Annotated in this window: 12 protein-coding genes and 1 pseudogene; 7 read left to right on the forward strand and 6 right to left on the reverse strand. The window is 72.6% G+C overall.

Annotation, left to right across the window (positions count from 1 at the left end):
* Positions 1-73: 73 nt before the first annotated feature.
* Together KM933_RS26340 and KM933_RS26345 are read left to right on the forward strand one after the other, a co-directional pair.
* Complete coding sequence (locus KM933_RS26340; RefSeq protein ID WP_221356363.1) at positions 74-805, forward strand: methyltransferase domain-containing protein; 732 nt, start codon at positions 74-76, stop codon at positions 803-805.
* Positions 802-2355, forward strand: coding sequence for an FAD-dependent oxidoreductase (locus KM933_RS26345; protein WP_221356365.1), 1554 nt, complete (start codon positions 802-804; stop codon positions 2353-2355). Before KM933_RS26340 ends, KM933_RS26345 begins: the two co-directional genes overlap by 4 nt.
* Before the next feature lie 52 nt (positions 2356-2407).
* Here the strand turns inward: KM933_RS26345 and KM933_RS26350 are convergent, their stop codons facing one another.
* The gene (locus tag KM933_RS26350; RefSeq protein ID WP_221356367.1) at positions 2408-4186 is read right to left on the reverse strand and encodes an ABC-F family ATP-binding cassette domain-containing protein; all 1779 of its coding nucleotides are present in this window, start codon (positions 4184-4186) and stop codon (positions 2408-2410) included.
* Between the two features lie 257 nt (positions 4187-4443).
* Between KM933_RS26350 and KM933_RS26355 the strand changes: the two genes are divergently transcribed.
* Positions 4444-5238, forward strand: coding sequence for an SDR family NAD(P)-dependent oxidoreductase (locus KM933_RS26355; RefSeq protein WP_221356425.1), 795 nt, complete (start codon positions 4444-4446; stop codon positions 5236-5238).
* A 142-nt stretch (positions 5239-5380) separates the two neighbouring features.
* On the opposite strand, the gene KM933_RS26360 is transcribed toward KM933_RS26355, so the two are convergent.
* Complete coding sequence (locus KM933_RS26360; protein ID WP_221356369.1) at positions 5381-5641, reverse strand: DUF5988 family protein; 261 nt, start codon at positions 5639-5641, stop codon at positions 5381-5383.
* 217 nt (positions 5642-5858) lie between these two features.
* On the opposite strand from KM933_RS26360, the gene KM933_RS26365 reads away from it, so the two are divergent.
* The 3 genes from KM933_RS26365 to KM933_RS26375 all read left to right on the forward strand — a co-directional run bounded on the left by KM933_RS26365 (position 5859) and on the right by KM933_RS26375 (position 8663).
* Complete coding sequence (locus KM933_RS26365) at positions 5859-6872, forward strand: LacI family DNA-binding transcriptional regulator (protein WP_308013552.1); 1014 nt, start codon at positions 5859-5861, stop codon at positions 6870-6872.
* A gap of 147 nt (positions 6873-7019) precedes the next feature.
* Positions 7020-7376, forward strand: a complete 357-nt coding sequence (locus KM933_RS26370) for a PRC-barrel domain-containing protein (protein ID WP_221356372.1) — start codon at positions 7020-7022, stop codon at positions 7374-7376.
* Between the two features lie 240 nt (positions 7377-7616).
* Positions 7617-8663 carry an enoyl-CoA hydratase/isomerase family protein gene (locus tag KM933_RS26375; RefSeq protein WP_221356374.1) on the forward strand — a complete coding sequence of 349 codons (1047 nt, stop codon included), beginning with the start codon at positions 7617-7619 and terminating at the stop codon, positions 8661-8663.
* A 155-nt stretch (positions 8664-8818) separates the two neighbouring features.
* Here KM933_RS26375 and KM933_RS26380 read toward each other — a convergent pair whose 3' ends face one another.
* The 3 genes and pseudogenes from KM933_RS26380 to KM933_RS26390 form a co-directional block, all read right to left on the reverse strand.
* A complete protein-coding gene (locus tag KM933_RS26380; RefSeq protein ID WP_221356376.1) occupies positions 8819-8995 on the reverse strand; it encodes a hypothetical protein in 177 nt (58 codons plus the stop codon).
* A gap of 252 nt (positions 8996-9247) precedes the next feature.
* Positions 9248-10696, reverse strand: coding sequence for an erythromycin esterase family protein (locus tag KM933_RS26385; protein WP_221356378.1), 1449 nt, complete (start codon positions 10694-10696; stop codon positions 9248-9250).
* 203 nt (positions 10697-10899) lie between these two features.
* Positions 10900-13979, reverse strand: a pseudogene (locus tag KM933_RS26390) (3-keto-alpha-glucoside-1,2-lyase-like domain-containing protein).
* Between the two features lie 157 nt (positions 13980-14136).
* Here KM933_RS26390 and KM933_RS26395 point away from each other — a divergent pair.
* Positions 14137-14556 carry a GNAT family N-acetyltransferase gene (locus KM933_RS26395; RefSeq protein WP_221356380.1) on the forward strand — a complete coding sequence of 140 codons (420 nt, stop codon included), beginning with the start codon at positions 14137-14139 and terminating at the stop codon, positions 14554-14556.
* A gap of 39 nt (positions 14557-14595) precedes the next feature.
* On the opposite strand, the gene KM933_RS26400 is transcribed toward KM933_RS26395, so the two are convergent.
* Positions 14596-14940 (reverse strand): YybH family protein, encoded by a 345-nt coding sequence (locus KM933_RS26400; RefSeq protein ID WP_221356427.1) that lies wholly within the window; start codon positions 14938-14940, stop codon positions 14596-14598.
* Positions 14941-15092: the final 152 nt, after the last annotated feature.

A 15092-nucleotide genomic window follows, 5' to 3' on the forward strand; every position in this document is an offset into this window, starting at 1 on the left:
GTCAGGCCCCGGTACGAGCCGGGCCCCGGCCCCGGTACGAAGAAGATCCGTGCACACCGACCGAGGAGACCGCATGACCCTGCTGCGCGACGAGGACCTGGCCACCGCGTTCGACTACGCATCTCGCAGCTACGACACGCTGGTGGCCGCCAACCCCGGCTACCACGCCCACCTCCGCCGTTCGGCACGCCGACTCGGCCTGCCCCGCGGCGGCGACGGCCTGCGCGTGCTCGACCTCGGTTGCGGCACCGGAGCCTCGACGGCCGCGCTCGCCGCGGTCCTGCCCGGCGCCGAGATCACCGCGGTGGACGCCTCCGCCGGCATGCTGGAACGCGCGGCCCGCAAACCGTGGCGGGACGGTGTGACCTTCGTGCAGGCCCCCGCCGAACGCCTGGCGGAGGCGGGGGTGTGGGGGCCCTTCGACGCGGTGTTCGCCGCCTACCTCTTCCGCAACGTCGCCGACCCCGACGCGGTGCTCTCGGCCGTTCGCGAGGCACTGGCACCGGGCGGGCGCCTGGCGGTGCACGAGTACACCCTCAGCGGCCGGGCCGCCCACCGCGCGGTGTGGACGGCGGTGTGCCGGGGCCTGGTCCTGCCCGTCGCCACCGCCCTCGGCGACGGCACCCTCTACCGCCATCTGTGGCGCAGTGTCGTGGAGTTCGACACGGCGGAGGAGTTCGCCGCCCGCGCCCGCTCCGCCGGTCTCCGGGACGTACGGGTGCTGCCCCTGCCGGGCTGGCAGACCGGCATCACCCATACGGTCGTCGCCCGTCGTCCCGGCACCGGGGCGGAGGCCGGCCGATGACCGCCCCCCGGCGTGCGGACGGCGCCCGGCGCGGCAGGGACCGGCGCGCCCGCACCCTTCTTCCGGCGCCGGGCGCACCGCGCTCCACCGGCGACCGCCCCCCGACGGCCGCGGTCGTGGGCGGCGGCATCGCCGGGCTGGCCGCCGCCACGGCCCTGGCCGAACGGGGCGTACGGGTCACACTCCACGAACGCGAACCCACCCTCGGCGGACGCCTGGCCGGCTGGCACACGACCCTCTCCGACGGCAGCGCCGTGACCATGAGCCGCGGCTTCCACGCCTTCTTCCGTCAGTACTACAACCTGCGTGGACTGCTGCGGCGTACCGATCCGGGGCTCGACCGCCTGCGCGCGCTGCCCGACTACCCGCTGCGGCACGGCAGCGGGCTGCACGACAGCTTCCGGCACGTCCCGCGCACCCCGCCGTGGAGCGCGCTCGGATTCGTCGCCCTGAGCCCCACCTTCGGGCTGCGGGACCTCATGCGCATGAACCCGGTCGCCGCACTGCCCCTCCTGGACGTCCGCGTCCCCGGGGTCTACGCGCGGCTCGACGGCGTCAGCGCCCACGACTTCCTGGAGTCGATCCGCTTCCCCGAGGCCGCGCACCACCTCGCCTTCGAGGTGTTCTCCCGGAGCTTCTTCGCCGACCCCCGCCGGCTGAGCGCGGCGGAGATGGTGCTGATGTTCCACATCTACTTCCTCGGCTCCTCCGAGGGGCTGCTCTTCGACGTGCCCGACGAGCCCTTCCCCACGGCCCTGTGGGAACCCCTCGCCGCCTACCTGACCGGCCACGGCGCCGACCTGCGCACCGGCAGCCCCGTCGAGACGGTCGAACCCACCCCGGACGGCGGTTTCCTCGTCGCCGCCGCGGGGGAGGAACGGCGCCACGACACGGTCGTCCTCGCCCTGGACGCGACGGGGCTCGGCGCCCTGGTCGCGCGCTCCCCGCGCCTGGGCGACGCCGCGTGGCGCGAGCGGATCTCCCGGCTGCGCGCCGCGCCGCCGTTCCTCGTCTCGCGCCTGTGGCTGGACCGCCCGGTCGCCGCCGACCGGCCCGGCTTCCTGGGCACCAGCGGTTACGGGTCCCTCGACAACGTCAGCGTGCTGGAGCGCTGGGAGGGGGAGGCGGCGCGCTGGGCCGCCCGCACCGGGGGATCGGTCGTGGAACTGCACGCGTACGCCCTGTCCGGCACCGCGGTGCCGGACGTGGAGCAGAAGCGCCTGCTGGAGCAGCTGCACCGGGTGTACCCGGAGACGCGTGCGGCGACCGTGGTCGACGAGCGGCACGAATGGCGCGCCGACTGCCCGCTGTTCCCGGTCGGCGGCTACGCGGACCGGCCGACCGTACGCACCCCCGACCCCGGGCTGGTGGTGGCCGGTGACCTGGTCCGCACCGGGCTGCCCGTGGCGCTCATGGAACGCGCGGCCACGAGCGGCTTCCTCGCGGCCAACGCGCTGCTGGAACGCCGGGGGGTCCGGGGCCAGACCCTGTGGACCGTCCCCGACCGCGGACGCAACGCGGCACTGCGCCGACTCGCACGACTCGGCTGACCCCGGACGCGGGCCGGCGCCACGGCCCCGGCCCCGGCTCCGGCCCGTCGCGTTAACGAGGCGGACCGGAACGCGCACTCGGAGCCGGCCCCCCTCCCACCTCCAGACGGGGCCAGTCCGCCAGGTCCCGCAGCAACTGGCGGTCGTGCGTCGCGACGACGACGGTGGCGCTCGTGGCGCGGAGCGCGGCGGTCAGCTCGTCGACCAGTGCCGGGGCCAGGTGGTTGGTCGGTTCGTCGAGCAGGATCAGCCCGGGCCGCCCGGCCAGGGCCAGCGCCAGGTCCAGGCGCCGCCGCTGCCCCTGTGACAACCGCTCCACCGGCGTGCGCAGCGCTTCGGGGTCCAGCAGACCGAGCGACCCGGGCTCGTCGGCGTCGGCGTCGCGGAGCGCCCCGCCCGCCACCAGCCGCCCCACCCGGCGGGCGTACACCTCACGGGCGGTGGGCCCCGGCCCCCGCACGGCGCCCTCCCCCGCCATCGAGCCCTCCCGGGCCGGGGCGCCTTCCCGACCCGCGGCGCCCTCCAGGCCCATGACGGTCTCCAGGTCCACGGCGGTCTCCTGAGCCACCCGGACGAGGCGTACCCCCCGCGCCGTCCGGACTCGCCCCCGCGTGGGTTCGAGCGCGCCGGCCAGTACCGCCAGCAGCGTGGACTTCCCGGCACCGTTCGGTCCGGTGACGAGCAACCGGTCGCCGCCGTCGAGGGAGAGGTCGACCGGACCGGCCAGCCGCCCGTCGACCGCGACGCCGTGCGCCCGCACCTGCGGCACGCCCGGCCGGACGGCGAGGTCCGGCCAGCGCAGCACGGGCGGGGGCTCCGGCACGTCGACGCGGTGCGCCTCCAGGGCGTCCTGCTGCCGCCTCAGGGACTGCACGACGCCGGGCGCGCGGGACTGGCGCCGGTGCTTCCCGGTCCCCTTGTCCGGCCGCCAGCCGGTGGTGAGCCGGTCCCGGGCCTGCGAGACCGCGTCCTGCAGCCGCCGGTGTTCGGCGCGCTGCTCCTCGTGGTCCTGCTCCCAGCGCTCCCGCTCGCGGCGCCGCGCGTCCTGCCAGGCGTCGTAGCCGCCCGCGTACGGCCGCGGCCTGCCGTCACGGGCCGGGTCGAGGTCGAGGAACCGGTCCGCGACCTCGCGCAGCAGCGTCCGGTCGTGGCTGACGAGGGCGAGGCCGCCGTCGTGCTCGCGCAGCCTGCGGGTCAGGAAGTCCAGCCCGCCGGCGTCGAGGTGGTTGGTCGGCTCGTCGAGCAGCAGGACGTCGTGGTGCGCGCCGAGCAGACAGGCCAGCCGGACCCGGTAGCGCTGCCCGACCGACAGCGTGGACAGCGGACGGTCGCGGTCCGCGCAGGCGCCCAGGGCGGCGAGGGCGACGTCGACGCGGCGTTCGGCGTCCCACGCGCCGAGCCGGCCGGCGGTGTCCAGGGCCGCGGCGTAACGGTCGCCGGCGGTGGGATCCCCCTGCGCCATGGCGAGGGCCGCCTCGTCCAGCGCGCCGAGGGCCGCGAGCGACGGGGCCAGTGCCTCGGACGTCAGGGTGGCGACGGTCTCACCGTGGCGCGCGGGCAGCTCCTGGCGGGCCAGGCCGACCGTCCCGGCGCGGTGCACGGTGCCCCCGTCGGGGGTGATCAGCCCGGCGAGGACGTGCAGCAGCGTCGTCTTGCCACGGCCGTTCTCGCCGACGACGGCGGTCCGGGACCGGGCGGAGACGGTGACCGACACGTCGTCGAGGACGCGCCGGGAGCCGAGGGTGACGGTGATGTGCTCGGCCCGGAGATGGGCGCCGGCGCTCGCCTCGACGGACGGGGACGTGGCTCCGGGGGCCGGAAGGTGGTTCAAGGGATGCTCCGCAGCTCGCAGTGGAGCCGGGCAGCGGAGAGCGGCCGCCCGGCGGGAACCGGGACGGCGGACGCTGCTTCAGGTGGGGGAAGGCGCCGCCGTCAGCGGGCGGAGCGGACCTTCTGCGACCAGATACCTCGTGCCATGGCATCGAGGCTAGCAGCGTGGCGGCCGTCCGGGGGCGCGGTCCGTGCCCCTTGTTGCCGGAGCGCCCGAACGGGTACCCGGCCGACGGACGTACACGAAAGGGCATGGAGATGCAGATCGATCTGACCGGCCGCACGGCCTTGGTCACCGGTTCCACCCAGGGCATCGGGGCGGCGATCGCCGCCGGGCTCGCCCGCGCGGGCGCCCGTGTCGCCGTCAACGGGCGCGACGCGGGGCGTGCCGGGGAGAGCGCCGAGCGGCTGGCCCGGGAGGTGCCCGGGGCGGACGTGGTGCCGGTGGCGGCGGACGTGGCCACCGAGGAAGGGGCGGCACAGGTCGTGGAGGCCCTGCCGCGGGTGGACATCCTCGTCAACAACCTCGGGATCTTCGGGTCCGCGGACCCGCTGGAGATCACCGACGACGAATGGCGCCGCTACTTCGAGGTCAACGTCCTCGCCGCCGTGCGGCTGACCCGCCTTTACCTGCCGGGGATGACGGAGCGGGGATGGGGACGCGTCCAGTACATCGCCAGCGACTCGGCGGTCGTGGTCCCCGCGGAGATGATCCACTACGGCATGTCGAAGACCGCCCTGCTCGCGGTGGGCCGGGGATTCGCGAAACAGGCGGCGGGCACCGGCGTCACGGTGAACTCGGTCATCGCGGGCCCCACCCACACCGGCGGGGTGGAGGACTTCGTGTACGGACTCGTCGACCGCGATCTGCCGTGGGACGAGGCCCAGCGCGTCTTCATGCGGGAGTACCGGCCGCAGTCCCTGCTGCAGCGGCTGATCGAGCCGGAGGAGATCGCCAACATGGTCGTCTACCTGAGCTCCGGCCAGGCGTCGGCCACCACGGGCGGCGCGCTGCGCGTCGACGGCGGATACGTCGACTCCATCCTGCCGTGACACGGCCGGCGGGGGCCGGTCCGTCCTGCTGTGGCACGCTCCGGCGGGGGCCGGGCCGTCGCACCGGCCGCACGGTCGGCGCGGCACCGCGCCCCGCCGGAGGGACGGGGCGCGGTGCCGGTACGGCCGTGGACCTCCCCGCCTACTCGGCGATCTTGGTACGTCCGACCCACCGGAGGGTCGTCCGCTCGGATTCCTCACTTCCGGAGGGCGTGAGCACCTGCGGGCGGACGAACTCGTAGTGCTCGTATCCGTTGCCGTGACGGATCTTGATCTTCTCCTCGGAGAAGATCACCTCATCCAGCTCGGTGAGCTCGACTGCCCCGGCCAACTCGATGGGACCGCCGTCCAGTTGTACGGAGCTCATCGCGGTGGCGGAGGAATCGTGGGCGACTCTACGCATGGGTCTCCTCTCGTCTCGCGACGATTCTTCTGCCGGGTCCTTCCGGGGGACACCCCGGAACCGCCCCTATAGAGAAGCTTTTTCGCTCCTTGAGGGGGATCCAGGGGTGCGCGGCCCGCGAGCGACCCGGTGCGCCCTAGTTGTATAACGTTCTCTACGTCGAAGAGGACCCCAGGGGACAGCGGGAATGCAGCAGGGATCAGAGCGGAAGAAGCGCGTGACGATCACGGATGTCGCGCGTCACGCGGGTGTGTCCACCGCGGCGGTCTCCAAGGTCATGCGCAACGCCTACGGGGTCAGCGCCGCCATGCGGGAGAAGGTACGGGCGGCCATGGCGGAGCTGGACTACCGGCCCCACGCCGCGGCACGCGGAATGCGCGGCCGGACCTACACGATCAGCGTCCTGCTGGACAACATCCGCAACACCTTCTTCGCCGACATCCTCGACGGCATCCGCGACGAGCTGCGGGACAGCGAGTACACCGTGCTGATCGGCGACGCGGGCTTCGGGACCGAGGCGCAGGGCAAGACCGTCCGGGCCATGGTCGACCGCCGGATGGACGGCCTCATCCTGATCGCCCCCGGCACCCGGCGCTCCGAGGTGCTGTCCACCGCCCAGTCGACCCCCACGGTCGTCATCGGCCACCACGACACCTCCGAACTGCACGACTCCGTCGTGGACGCCGACGGGGCGGGAGCCGGTCTGGTCGTGGACCACCTGGTGTCCCTGGGCCACCGCAACATCGCGCTGGTCCCCTCGCCCGGCACCCGGTCGAGCAAGTGGGCGCGCACGCCGGAGATCGTCCTGGGCAACGGGTACGCCGAGGCGATGGGCCGCAACCGCCTGGCGGAGCACACCCGGATCTGCCGTGCGGCGTACTCCGACGAAGGCGGTCACAAGGCCGGCACGAGCCTGCTGACCGCGCGGGACCGGCCCACCGCGATCATGACGGGTGCCGACGTGGCGGCGCTCGGTGTCTGGCGGGCGGCTCACGAACTGGGCCTGCGGGTCCCCGGGGACGTCTCCCTCGTGGGCTACAACAACACCGCCGTCGCGGACCTCGCCACCGTCCAGCTCACCAGCGTCGACCAGGCCGGGCACGACATGGGGGCCACCGCCGCCCGGCTGCTCATCGAACGGGTGGAGGGCCACCGCGAGCACGCGGTCCTGACGACCATGACGCCCCGGCTCGTCGTCCGGAGCAGCACCTCGGCCCCGTCCGGGGGCTGAACACCCGGCCCGGGGGCGCGTGGGACGCGGGACGCGGGGCACCCGCAGCCAGGACGGTCGCGGAGACCGGCAGCGCACGACGTACGGATGGAGCGTGGCCGGTGGGGGAGCCCCACCGGCCTGTGGTACCGGAGGAGTTGATTTCGCGTGACGGAGAACGTCTGGGGCTACAGGGTGACGGCGGGCCGTCCGGAGGGCGTCGACCTCACGGGGTACAAGGTCGAGGCCACCGACGGCAGCATCGGCAAGGTCGACAAGCACTCCGACGAGGTCGACGACGCCTACCTGGTGGTGGACACCGGTGCGTGGATCTTCGGCAGGGAGGTCCTGCTCCCGGCGAGCACGGTCCTCACCGTCGACACGCAGGAGCGGCGGATCATCGTCGACCGCACCAGGCAGCAGATCAAGGACGCGCCCGAGTTCGACCGGGACAAGCACCTGGGCGACCGGGGCCACCGCGAGGAACTGGGCACCTACTACGGCACCGGCGGTCCGCACGTCTGAGCCGCCGTCCCGGGACCGCGTCCGGGCACCCCGTCGGCCCCGGCACTCCCCGCGGAGTTCCGGGGCCGACGCACGGGCCGGTGGCGGGGCGGGCTCCGGCCGCTCCGGCGCGTACGGCACTGAGATGATCGTCCATGTCCTGCGCGCGGTCCCGCGCGCCCTGCGTGTCCAGCGGAACCCGGAAGGAACCGACGAGATCATGCACGTCATCGTGGCCCGCGCCCTGACGGAGGCACCGGGATGACCGGCGGCGAAGCCCCCGTCCTGCTGCACACCACCGGCCGGGCCGCCCACATCACCCTCAACCGCCCGAAGGCCATCAACGCCCTCAACCACACCATGGTGCGGCGCATCGACGAGGCGCTGACCGCGTGGGAGCACGATCCGGCCGTCGAGACGGTCGTCCTCACCGGCGCGGGGGAGCGCGGTCTGTGCGCGGGCGGCGACATCCGCGTCGTGCACGACGACGCCCGCGACGGCGGCGGCGCCGCCTCGGCCGCGTTCTGGCGCGACGAGTACCACCTCAACGCCCGTATCGCGCGCTACCCCAAGCCCTACGTCGCCGTGATGGACGGCATCGTCATGGGCGGCGGGGTCGGTCTCTCCGCGCACGGCGGCGTCCGGGTCGTCACCGAACGGTCGCGGATCGCCATGCCCGAGACCGGCATCGGCTTCGTGCCGGACGTCGGCGGCACCCACCTGCTCGCTCTCGCCCCCGGTGAACTGGGCACCTGCCTCGCCCTGACGGGCGCGCAGATCGGTGCCGGGGACGCGTTGCTGTGCGGGCTCGCCGACCACTGCGTACCGTCCGCGTCGCTCCCGCGCTTCGTCGCCGACCTCGCGGACCTGCCCGTACGGGAGGCACTGGACCGGCACACGCAGCCCACGCCGGCCGGGGAGCTCGCCGGGCGGCGGGAGTGGATCGACCCCTGCTTCGCCGCCGACTCCGTGGAGGAGATCGTCCGGCGGCTGTTCGCCCACGGGGACCCGGCCGCGAAGGAGACCGCGGAGACCCTGCTGGCCAAGTCGCCCACCGCGCTGAAGGTCACCCTGGCGGCCGTGCGCCGCGCCCGGCGGCTGGGTTCGCTGGAGCGGGTGCTGGAGCAGGAGTACCGGGTCTCCTGCCGCGCACTGGCCACGCCCGACCTGGTCGAGGGCATCCGCGCCCAGGTCGTCGACAAGGACCGCAGTCCGCGCTGGTCCCCCGCCACGCTCGCCGAGGTCACCGACGCGGAGGTGGAGCGTTTCTTCGAGCCGCTCGGCGCGCGGGAACTCGGGCTCGTCTGAGGCGGCGCGACAGCACCGGGCCGGTGCGCCCCGTTCCGGCGGGCGCCCCGGCCCGGTACGGACGGGCGGCGACGGCCCGGTAAGGGTGGCGACGGTCCGGTAAGGGTGGCGACGGTCCGGTACGGGCGGGCGGCGGCGCCGGGGGCCGTGTCCGGCTACGCCCCCGCCGGGCCGTCCTCCGCCCGGTCGGCCCACACCCGCGCCGCCAGCTCGTCCGCGTCCTTCTGCGATGTACCGGCCTTCACCAGGATGATCCCGCGTGACCCGTCCGGGAACGTCACTTTCCGCATCGCTGTGCCCAGCGGGCCCCCCGGCGTCGGTTCCTCCGGCATGGTGACTCCTTTCGGTGGCGAGATCCCCAGGCTAACGAGATCCCCGGACCGGCGGGGACACCCCGGCGAGTGGGGTCCCGGCGCGTTCGAGGCGGTCCGCCGCGATCGGGGTGGCCTCACCACCGGTGTTGGCGCGGTCGTCAACACCGCCGGGGTACGCCCTGGTGAGTCCGCGGTCGTCATGGTCCTCCCGGCCGCAGACGAGCTCGTAGCCGGACCGGGCGATTCGCCCACCGGGGGGCACCGTGCGGATCAGGGCTTGCCCAGGTACTCGGTGGCCTCGACCTCGTCCAGATGGATGAGGACGTCGTGCGCCCGGCCCGGGGCGCTCCGGTACGTCTCGGGGTCGGGCCACCCGGCACCGATGTTCCAGGTGACGCGCGGCGTGTCCAGCCAGGCGCGCACCGGGCGGGGTGCCGTGCGCAGGTCGAGGACGTAGTCCTCCTGGCGGGCCTCGTCCAGGGTGTGCTCGTTGGAGCCCGGCTTCGCGGCGCCCACCCGGTAGGTGCGCATCACGTCGTCGCCGGTGCCGAACGCCTTGAAGGCACCGTGGTGGAAACTGAAGCCGACGCTGACGTAGTCCCCGCCGAACACATCGCGCAGGAAGGCCCCTTGCGTCTTGGGATACCGCGCGTCGAACGAGTCGTACGCCACATGGGTGTTGTGCGCCGACAGCAGGACGCGGTCACCGGTGTGCCGGCGCCACCAGGCCACGTTCTCCGCCATCACCTGGTCACGGAGCCTCATCATCTCCGCGACCTGGGTCTCGTCGGTGATGTCGAGGGAGTAGCCCTCGGCCAGCTGGTGAATGGCCCTGGCGTGTTGCACGGTCCACAGGTGTTCCCCGCGGTCGGCACCGGAGCCGGGGCGCTGCCTGCGCAGCAGCTCGTACACCTCGCCGGTCCGCTCCGCCCGCTCCTGCCGCTCGGCCAGGGGCAGCTCCAGGTACTCCGCGCCGTAGGTGCCGGCGTCGGTGGTCGGCGCCAGCCCGCGGTACAGCTCCGTGACGCGCTCCAGCAACCGCGGGTACGCGCGCGCCACCCGGTCGGTCACCTCCTCGTACAGCTCCGGCCCGGCATAGCCCATGTCGTTGCCCATGAACTGCACCTCGTCCCCGGGGTGCCGGCGGTTGTGGTCCCGCATCCACTCGACGAGGTCGAGGTAGTCCTGGTTGTTCCAGATCCGGTACGCCCCCTGGAACTCCTCGTCCGCCATCTTCCGGAGGTCGCCCTCGCCGTTCAGCACGTAGTCGTTGAGCCGCAGCCCGCTGCTCCAGGGGAGTTCCAGGGAGAAGGTCCGGAAGCCCTTCTCCTCGACCAGGTAGCGGAAGACCCGGTGCTTCATGCGGAAGAACTCCCGCGATCCGTGGGTGGCCTCGCCCAGACCCACCACCTCGGCGTCGCCGACCATACGGCCCAGCGCGTCCAGGTCCCGCAGACCGCCTTCGGGCTCGGTGCTCCTCAGGGTGTGGGCACTGCGCTCGATGGCGTCGACCACAGCGCCCGCATCACCCACCCCGCCCGTGCGATGCCCCGCCGCGGAGGTCCCGGACAAGCCGCCGGAGGTCTTGGACAGGTCGGCGGACGCCGGGACCGGAGCCGGTGACCTGTCCATGGCACCGCCGACGGCCGGGGTGGCGACCGCCACGGCGCCGAGGGAGAGGAGGACCGAGGGAATGATTACTGCCTTGCGTCGCTTCATGACTGGAGATTCCCGTGCGAACGGGGTCCTTCTCCAACCCATACGCTGCCCACCTGCGGTACCGCAGGCACTACCGCCGGAACACCCGGCGGCCCCATGTCCGCGGCCACGGCCCGGGAACAGCGGACCGGGCCCGGCGGAAGCCGGGCCCGGTCTCAGGCCGTCTCAGGTCGTGTCGGACCGTGTCGGGTCATGTCACCGGTTCAACTCAGCGGCTCCAGCTTGATGTTGCGGAACCGGACCTTGTTCCCGTGGTCCTGCAGACGGATGGCTCCCGTCGCCGGTGTCTCGGCCCGGCCCGAGGCGGTGGGGCCGTCCAGGGCGATGTTGTCGTGCACCTTCCTGCCGTTCCACACCACGGTCACCCGGGCGTCCTCGGTCTTGCGGCCTTCGTCGTCGTAACGGGCGGCGCGGAAGACGATGTCGTAGGTCTGCCAGGTCTCCGGCGCCTTGGCCGCGTTCACGTCGGGCGCCTTCTTCAGGTAGAAGGCCCCGGCCTCGTTGGTGGCCGGCGTGGTGTCACCGTAGGAGTCCAGGATCTGCAGTTCGTAGCGGTCCTGGAGGAAGATCCCGCTGTTGCCGCGGTCCTGTCCGGTGACCTCGTCGGGCAGCAGCGGCACCCGGAACTCGACGTGCAGCTTGAAGTCCTGGTACGCGTCGATGGTGCGGATGTCGCCGCAGCACACCTCCATGGACGACTCGTCGGCGAGCGGCCACTCCAGCTTGCGGCCGTCGGTGTGCTGCCACTGCGCCTGCGAGGCGGCGCTCCCGTCGAAGAGGGCGGCCGGTGCGCCGTGCCTGCGGACGGTGATCAGGTCGAGGTTGACGTGGCCGGTGTCACCGGCGTCGTAGCGGTAGGAGAGGGTGTTCTTCCCCGCGCGCAGCACGACCCGCTCGGTCCGGGTGGACCAGGAGTCCCAGTTGCTGGTGGAGGGGAGCTTGACCTGCCGCAGTTTCTTCCCGTTGGTGTACAGGGAGAGGGACTTGGTCCCCTCGAAGGGGTTCGGGCCGTTGGAGTAGCGCAGGCCCACGTCGTAGGCGCCCGTCCTGGGAACCGTGACGTCGAAGGTGGTGGCCGCCTTGCCCTCCGTGTCGTACCGGTCGACGAAGCCGCTGCCGGAGAAGCCGGTGTGGTCGCGGTCGATGCCGGGCGTGCCGGTGATACGGGCCTCCTCCGCCTCGTACAGGGTGGCGGCGGGCGGCTGCTTGCCGGGCATGGCGTTGAGCGTGTACCAGGCCTCGGTGTTCCACAGCGACTCACCGGACTCCGAGGTGAAGGGACGCGGCGAGCGCAGGTGGACGACCCGTCCCGGCTTCAGGTCGTCCANAAGGGACGCGGCGAGCGCAGGTGGACGACCCGTCCCGGCTTCAGGTCGTCCAGCCGCAGCCGCACGGTGCGCTTGTCCTTCGACAGCTCGGCCGACCGCACGGGCAGCGCCTCTTCGGCGATCTTCGGGCCGCCGTAGTCGGCGGTCGGGGTGTACCGCCACTGCTGCGCCTGGTAGTGCTTGGCCAGTTCCTCGGCGGTCTTCGCGGACACCGGCTGGGTGTAGGTCAGGTCGAAGCCGCCCGGTACGGCACGCATCGTGTGGATGTCGAAGGTGTTGCCGCCGTTGGGCGTGAGCTTCTGCAGGCCGAACCTGAGCTTGCCCTCCTGGCCCCAGTTGCCGTCGGCACCCAGACCGCCGGCGTAGATCGAGCCGTCGGGGCCGAGGGTGAGGCGGTTGACGCCGGCTTCGAGACCCTGCGTGTAGCGGAAGACCGCGCCCTGGTACTGGCCCTTCACCTTCTCCAGGTACGCACGCTGCAGACCGCCGTAGGTCACGTCGCCGATCAGCATCTGGCCCGCGAAGCGGCCCTTCTTCAGATACAGCGGCGTGGAGGGCGAGTTCGCGATCTCGTTCTGGGGCAGCCACAGGACCGGAGCGGTCGGCTCGGCGGAGTCGAAGGGGCCGGCCGGCTCGGTGTAGTGGTTGAAGAAGCGGTTCTGTTTGATCTGGACGAGCTTCGAGGAGGGGAGCCAGCCGCCCTGGTTGTCCGTGGCGAAGATGCCGCCCTCCGGACCCCAGCCGATCCCGTTGGGGGTGCGCAGACCGCCCGCCACCGGGCTGATCTTCCCCGTCTTCTTGCTGACCTTGTACGTCGTGCCGCGGCCGGGGGCGGGCTGCGGAACCGTGGTCGCCCCGCCGAGGTTGATCGAGACGGAGAGGTTCACGTAGAAGTGGCCGTCGCGGTACAGGAGGCCGAAGGCGAACTCGTGGAAGTTCTTTCCGTACGGCCAGGTCGCGACGGTGCGGTACTCGTCGGCCACGTCGTCGCGGTTGCGGTCGACGAGCCGGGTCAGCTCGTGCTTCTGCGAGACGTACAGCGAACCGTCCACGTACTTGATGCCCATGGGCTCGCGCAGCCCACTGGCCACCTTCTTGACGGTGACCTTGTCCCGGCTGGTCTTCCCGGTGACGTTGTCCAGCAGGTACACCTCACCGGCAACGTTGTCGGACCCGCCCCAGGTGCTGATCGCCAGCCGTCCGTCGGGCAGCCAGTCCATGCCGCTGACCTGCGGTTCGAAACCGTCGGGGCGCAGATCCGTGAGCGTCAGGTCGGGGCGCACCTCGGTGAGCGGGAGGCCGTCGCCGGGGGTGTCGTTGCTCCCCTCGCACTCCTTGCGTCCCGGTGCCGTCACCCGGACGACGTCGGCGTCCGTGCTCAGCGCCTCGCGGGGCACGATGCTGAACTCGTCCTGGCCCGGCGGCCGCCAGAAGAGCTGGAGCTGCTGTCCGCCGTCGCGCTCGAAGTGGTCGATGCGCAGCGGGTGCGATCCCGCGGTGAGCTGGACGGCGGCGTCCTTCGGCTCCGCGCCGTGGAGCCCGTCGTGGTCGATCACCGTGGCGCCGTCGAGGGACAGCCGGGAACCGTCGTCGCTGGTGAGCCGCAACCCGTAGGTGCCGTCGCTGGGCACGACCAGGTTGCCGGTCACCTCGGTCACGAAGCGGTCGGAGAAGCCGCCGAAGTCCTCGGTCGTGGACCAGTCCACCGTGGACCTGAGCGCGTCGTGGTTCGGGGTCTGTCCGGGTTTGAGGGTGCAGAGCTTGCTCAGCGGCGTCTGCACGTCGAACACGCGGAGTGTGACACCGGGTTCCTGGGGCGGGGCGGCGGCCGGGGCGGCCGAGGACGCCGGGGCGGCCAGGAGGCCGCCGGTCAGGACGGCCCCGGTCAGTAGGGTGGTGAGGACTCTTCGGGCACGCAGGAACTGATGGTGGGACAACGGTCCTCCATGGTGCATGACCGGACCGTGCCGGATTCCGTTCCGGTCTTTCCTGATGTGGCTGCGTTGCGCGGCCAACGTAGAGGACTTTCACTTGGCATGTCCATACTTTGTACTGCGAGTGTTCAAAGTCCTTCCCCGTGCGTCCTCGGCCGCCCCGTCTAGGATGTAATCCATGAAGGTTGAAGATGACCCTTACGAGCTGCGTGCGGGCGTCCCCTCCGTCGATGTCTTCCGCCGCCTGCGCACCGATGCCGGTCTCTCGGACCGGGACCCGGAAGCGGTCGCGCTCGCCCTGCCCCGCACGTGGTACGGGGTGGTCCTGCACCACGAAGGCGAACCCGTCGGCATGGGGCGCGTCGTCGGGGACGGCGGTACCGCGTTCCAGATCGTCGACATCTGCGTCCACCCCGCGCACCGGGGGCGCGGCCTCGGCGGGCGCATCATGGCCGCGCTCACCGGGGAGTTGGAGCGCCGGGCGCCCGCCACCGCCTACGTCTCGCTGATCGCGGACGGCCCCGCACGCTTCCTCTACGAGAAGTTCGGCTTCGTCGACGTCGCCGCGCACGACTCGATCGGCATGTACCGTCCCTGATCGATCGGCATGTACCGCCCCTGACGCGCGCCGGCGGTCTCATCCGGTGCGCGAGACCTGGTAGTGGCCGATGTACCAGTCCTCCCCGAGCCGCTTCACCAGCACGCCGAGGTGCACGCGGACGGCCGGGCGGTCCGTGAAGGAGAAGTCGACGCCCGCGTAGCCGAGTACGAGGCCGTCGGCGGGGCGCCGGGTCTCCAGGATCCGGTACTCCGCCGTCAGCCCGGCGGGCTGCGAGTCGTAGTAGGCGGCGATGCCCGGCCTCCCGACGCTGTACGGGCGCAGCCCCTGGAAGACGGCGTCCTCGGTGAACAGGGCGGCCGCCCGTTCCGGTCGATGTGCGTCGACGGCGGCCTTCCACCGGTCGAGAACACCCCGCAGGATCGCCGTACCGTCCGTCGTGGTGCTTGTCGCACTGCTTGTCGCGTCGTCCGTCGCGTCGTCCGTCGTGGTGCCCGTCGTGGTGTTCACGGGGTTCTCCTGCCGCTGTGTCGGTGGGGTCCGGCGTACGGTCACTGCGCCGCAGTGGTGGGAGG

It is taken from the genome of Streptomyces beigongshangae (assembly GCF_019710745.1).
In the GTDB taxonomy this organism is placed as follows: Bacteria; Actinomycetota; Actinomycetes; order Streptomycetales; family Streptomycetaceae; genus Streptomyces; species Streptomyces beigongshangae.

Coding starts and splice junctions, on each gene's coding strand:
- KM933_RS26355 (WP_221356425.1), top strand. CDS start 4,444: ATGCAGATCGATCTGACCGGCCGCACGGCCTTGGTCACCGGTTCCACC.
- KM933_RS26345 (WP_221356365.1), top strand. CDS start 802: ATGACCGCCCCCCGGCGTGCGGACGGCGCCCGGCGCGGCAGGGACCGG.
- KM933_RS26375 (WP_221356374.1), top strand. CDS start 7,617: ATGACCGGCGGCGAAGCCCCCGTCCTGCTGCACACCACCGGCCGGGCC.
- KM933_RS26385 (WP_221356378.1), bottom strand. CDS start 10,696: ATGAAGCGACGCAAGGCAGTAATCATTCCCTCGGTCCTCCTCTCCCTC.
- KM933_RS26360 (WP_221356369.1), bottom strand. CDS start 5,641: ATGCGTAGAGTCGCCCACGATTCCTCCGCCACCGCGATGAGCTCCGTA.
- KM933_RS26380 (WP_221356376.1), bottom strand. CDS start 8,995: ATGCCGGAGGAACCGACGCCGGGGGGCCCGCTGGGCACAGCGATGCGG.
- KM933_RS26340 (WP_221356363.1), top strand. CDS start 74: ATGACCCTGCTGCGCGACGAGGACCTGGCCACCGCGTTCGACTACGCA.
- KM933_RS26395 (WP_221356380.1), top strand. CDS start 14,137: ATGAAGGTTGAAGATGACCCTTACGAGCTGCGTGCGGGCGTCCCCTCC.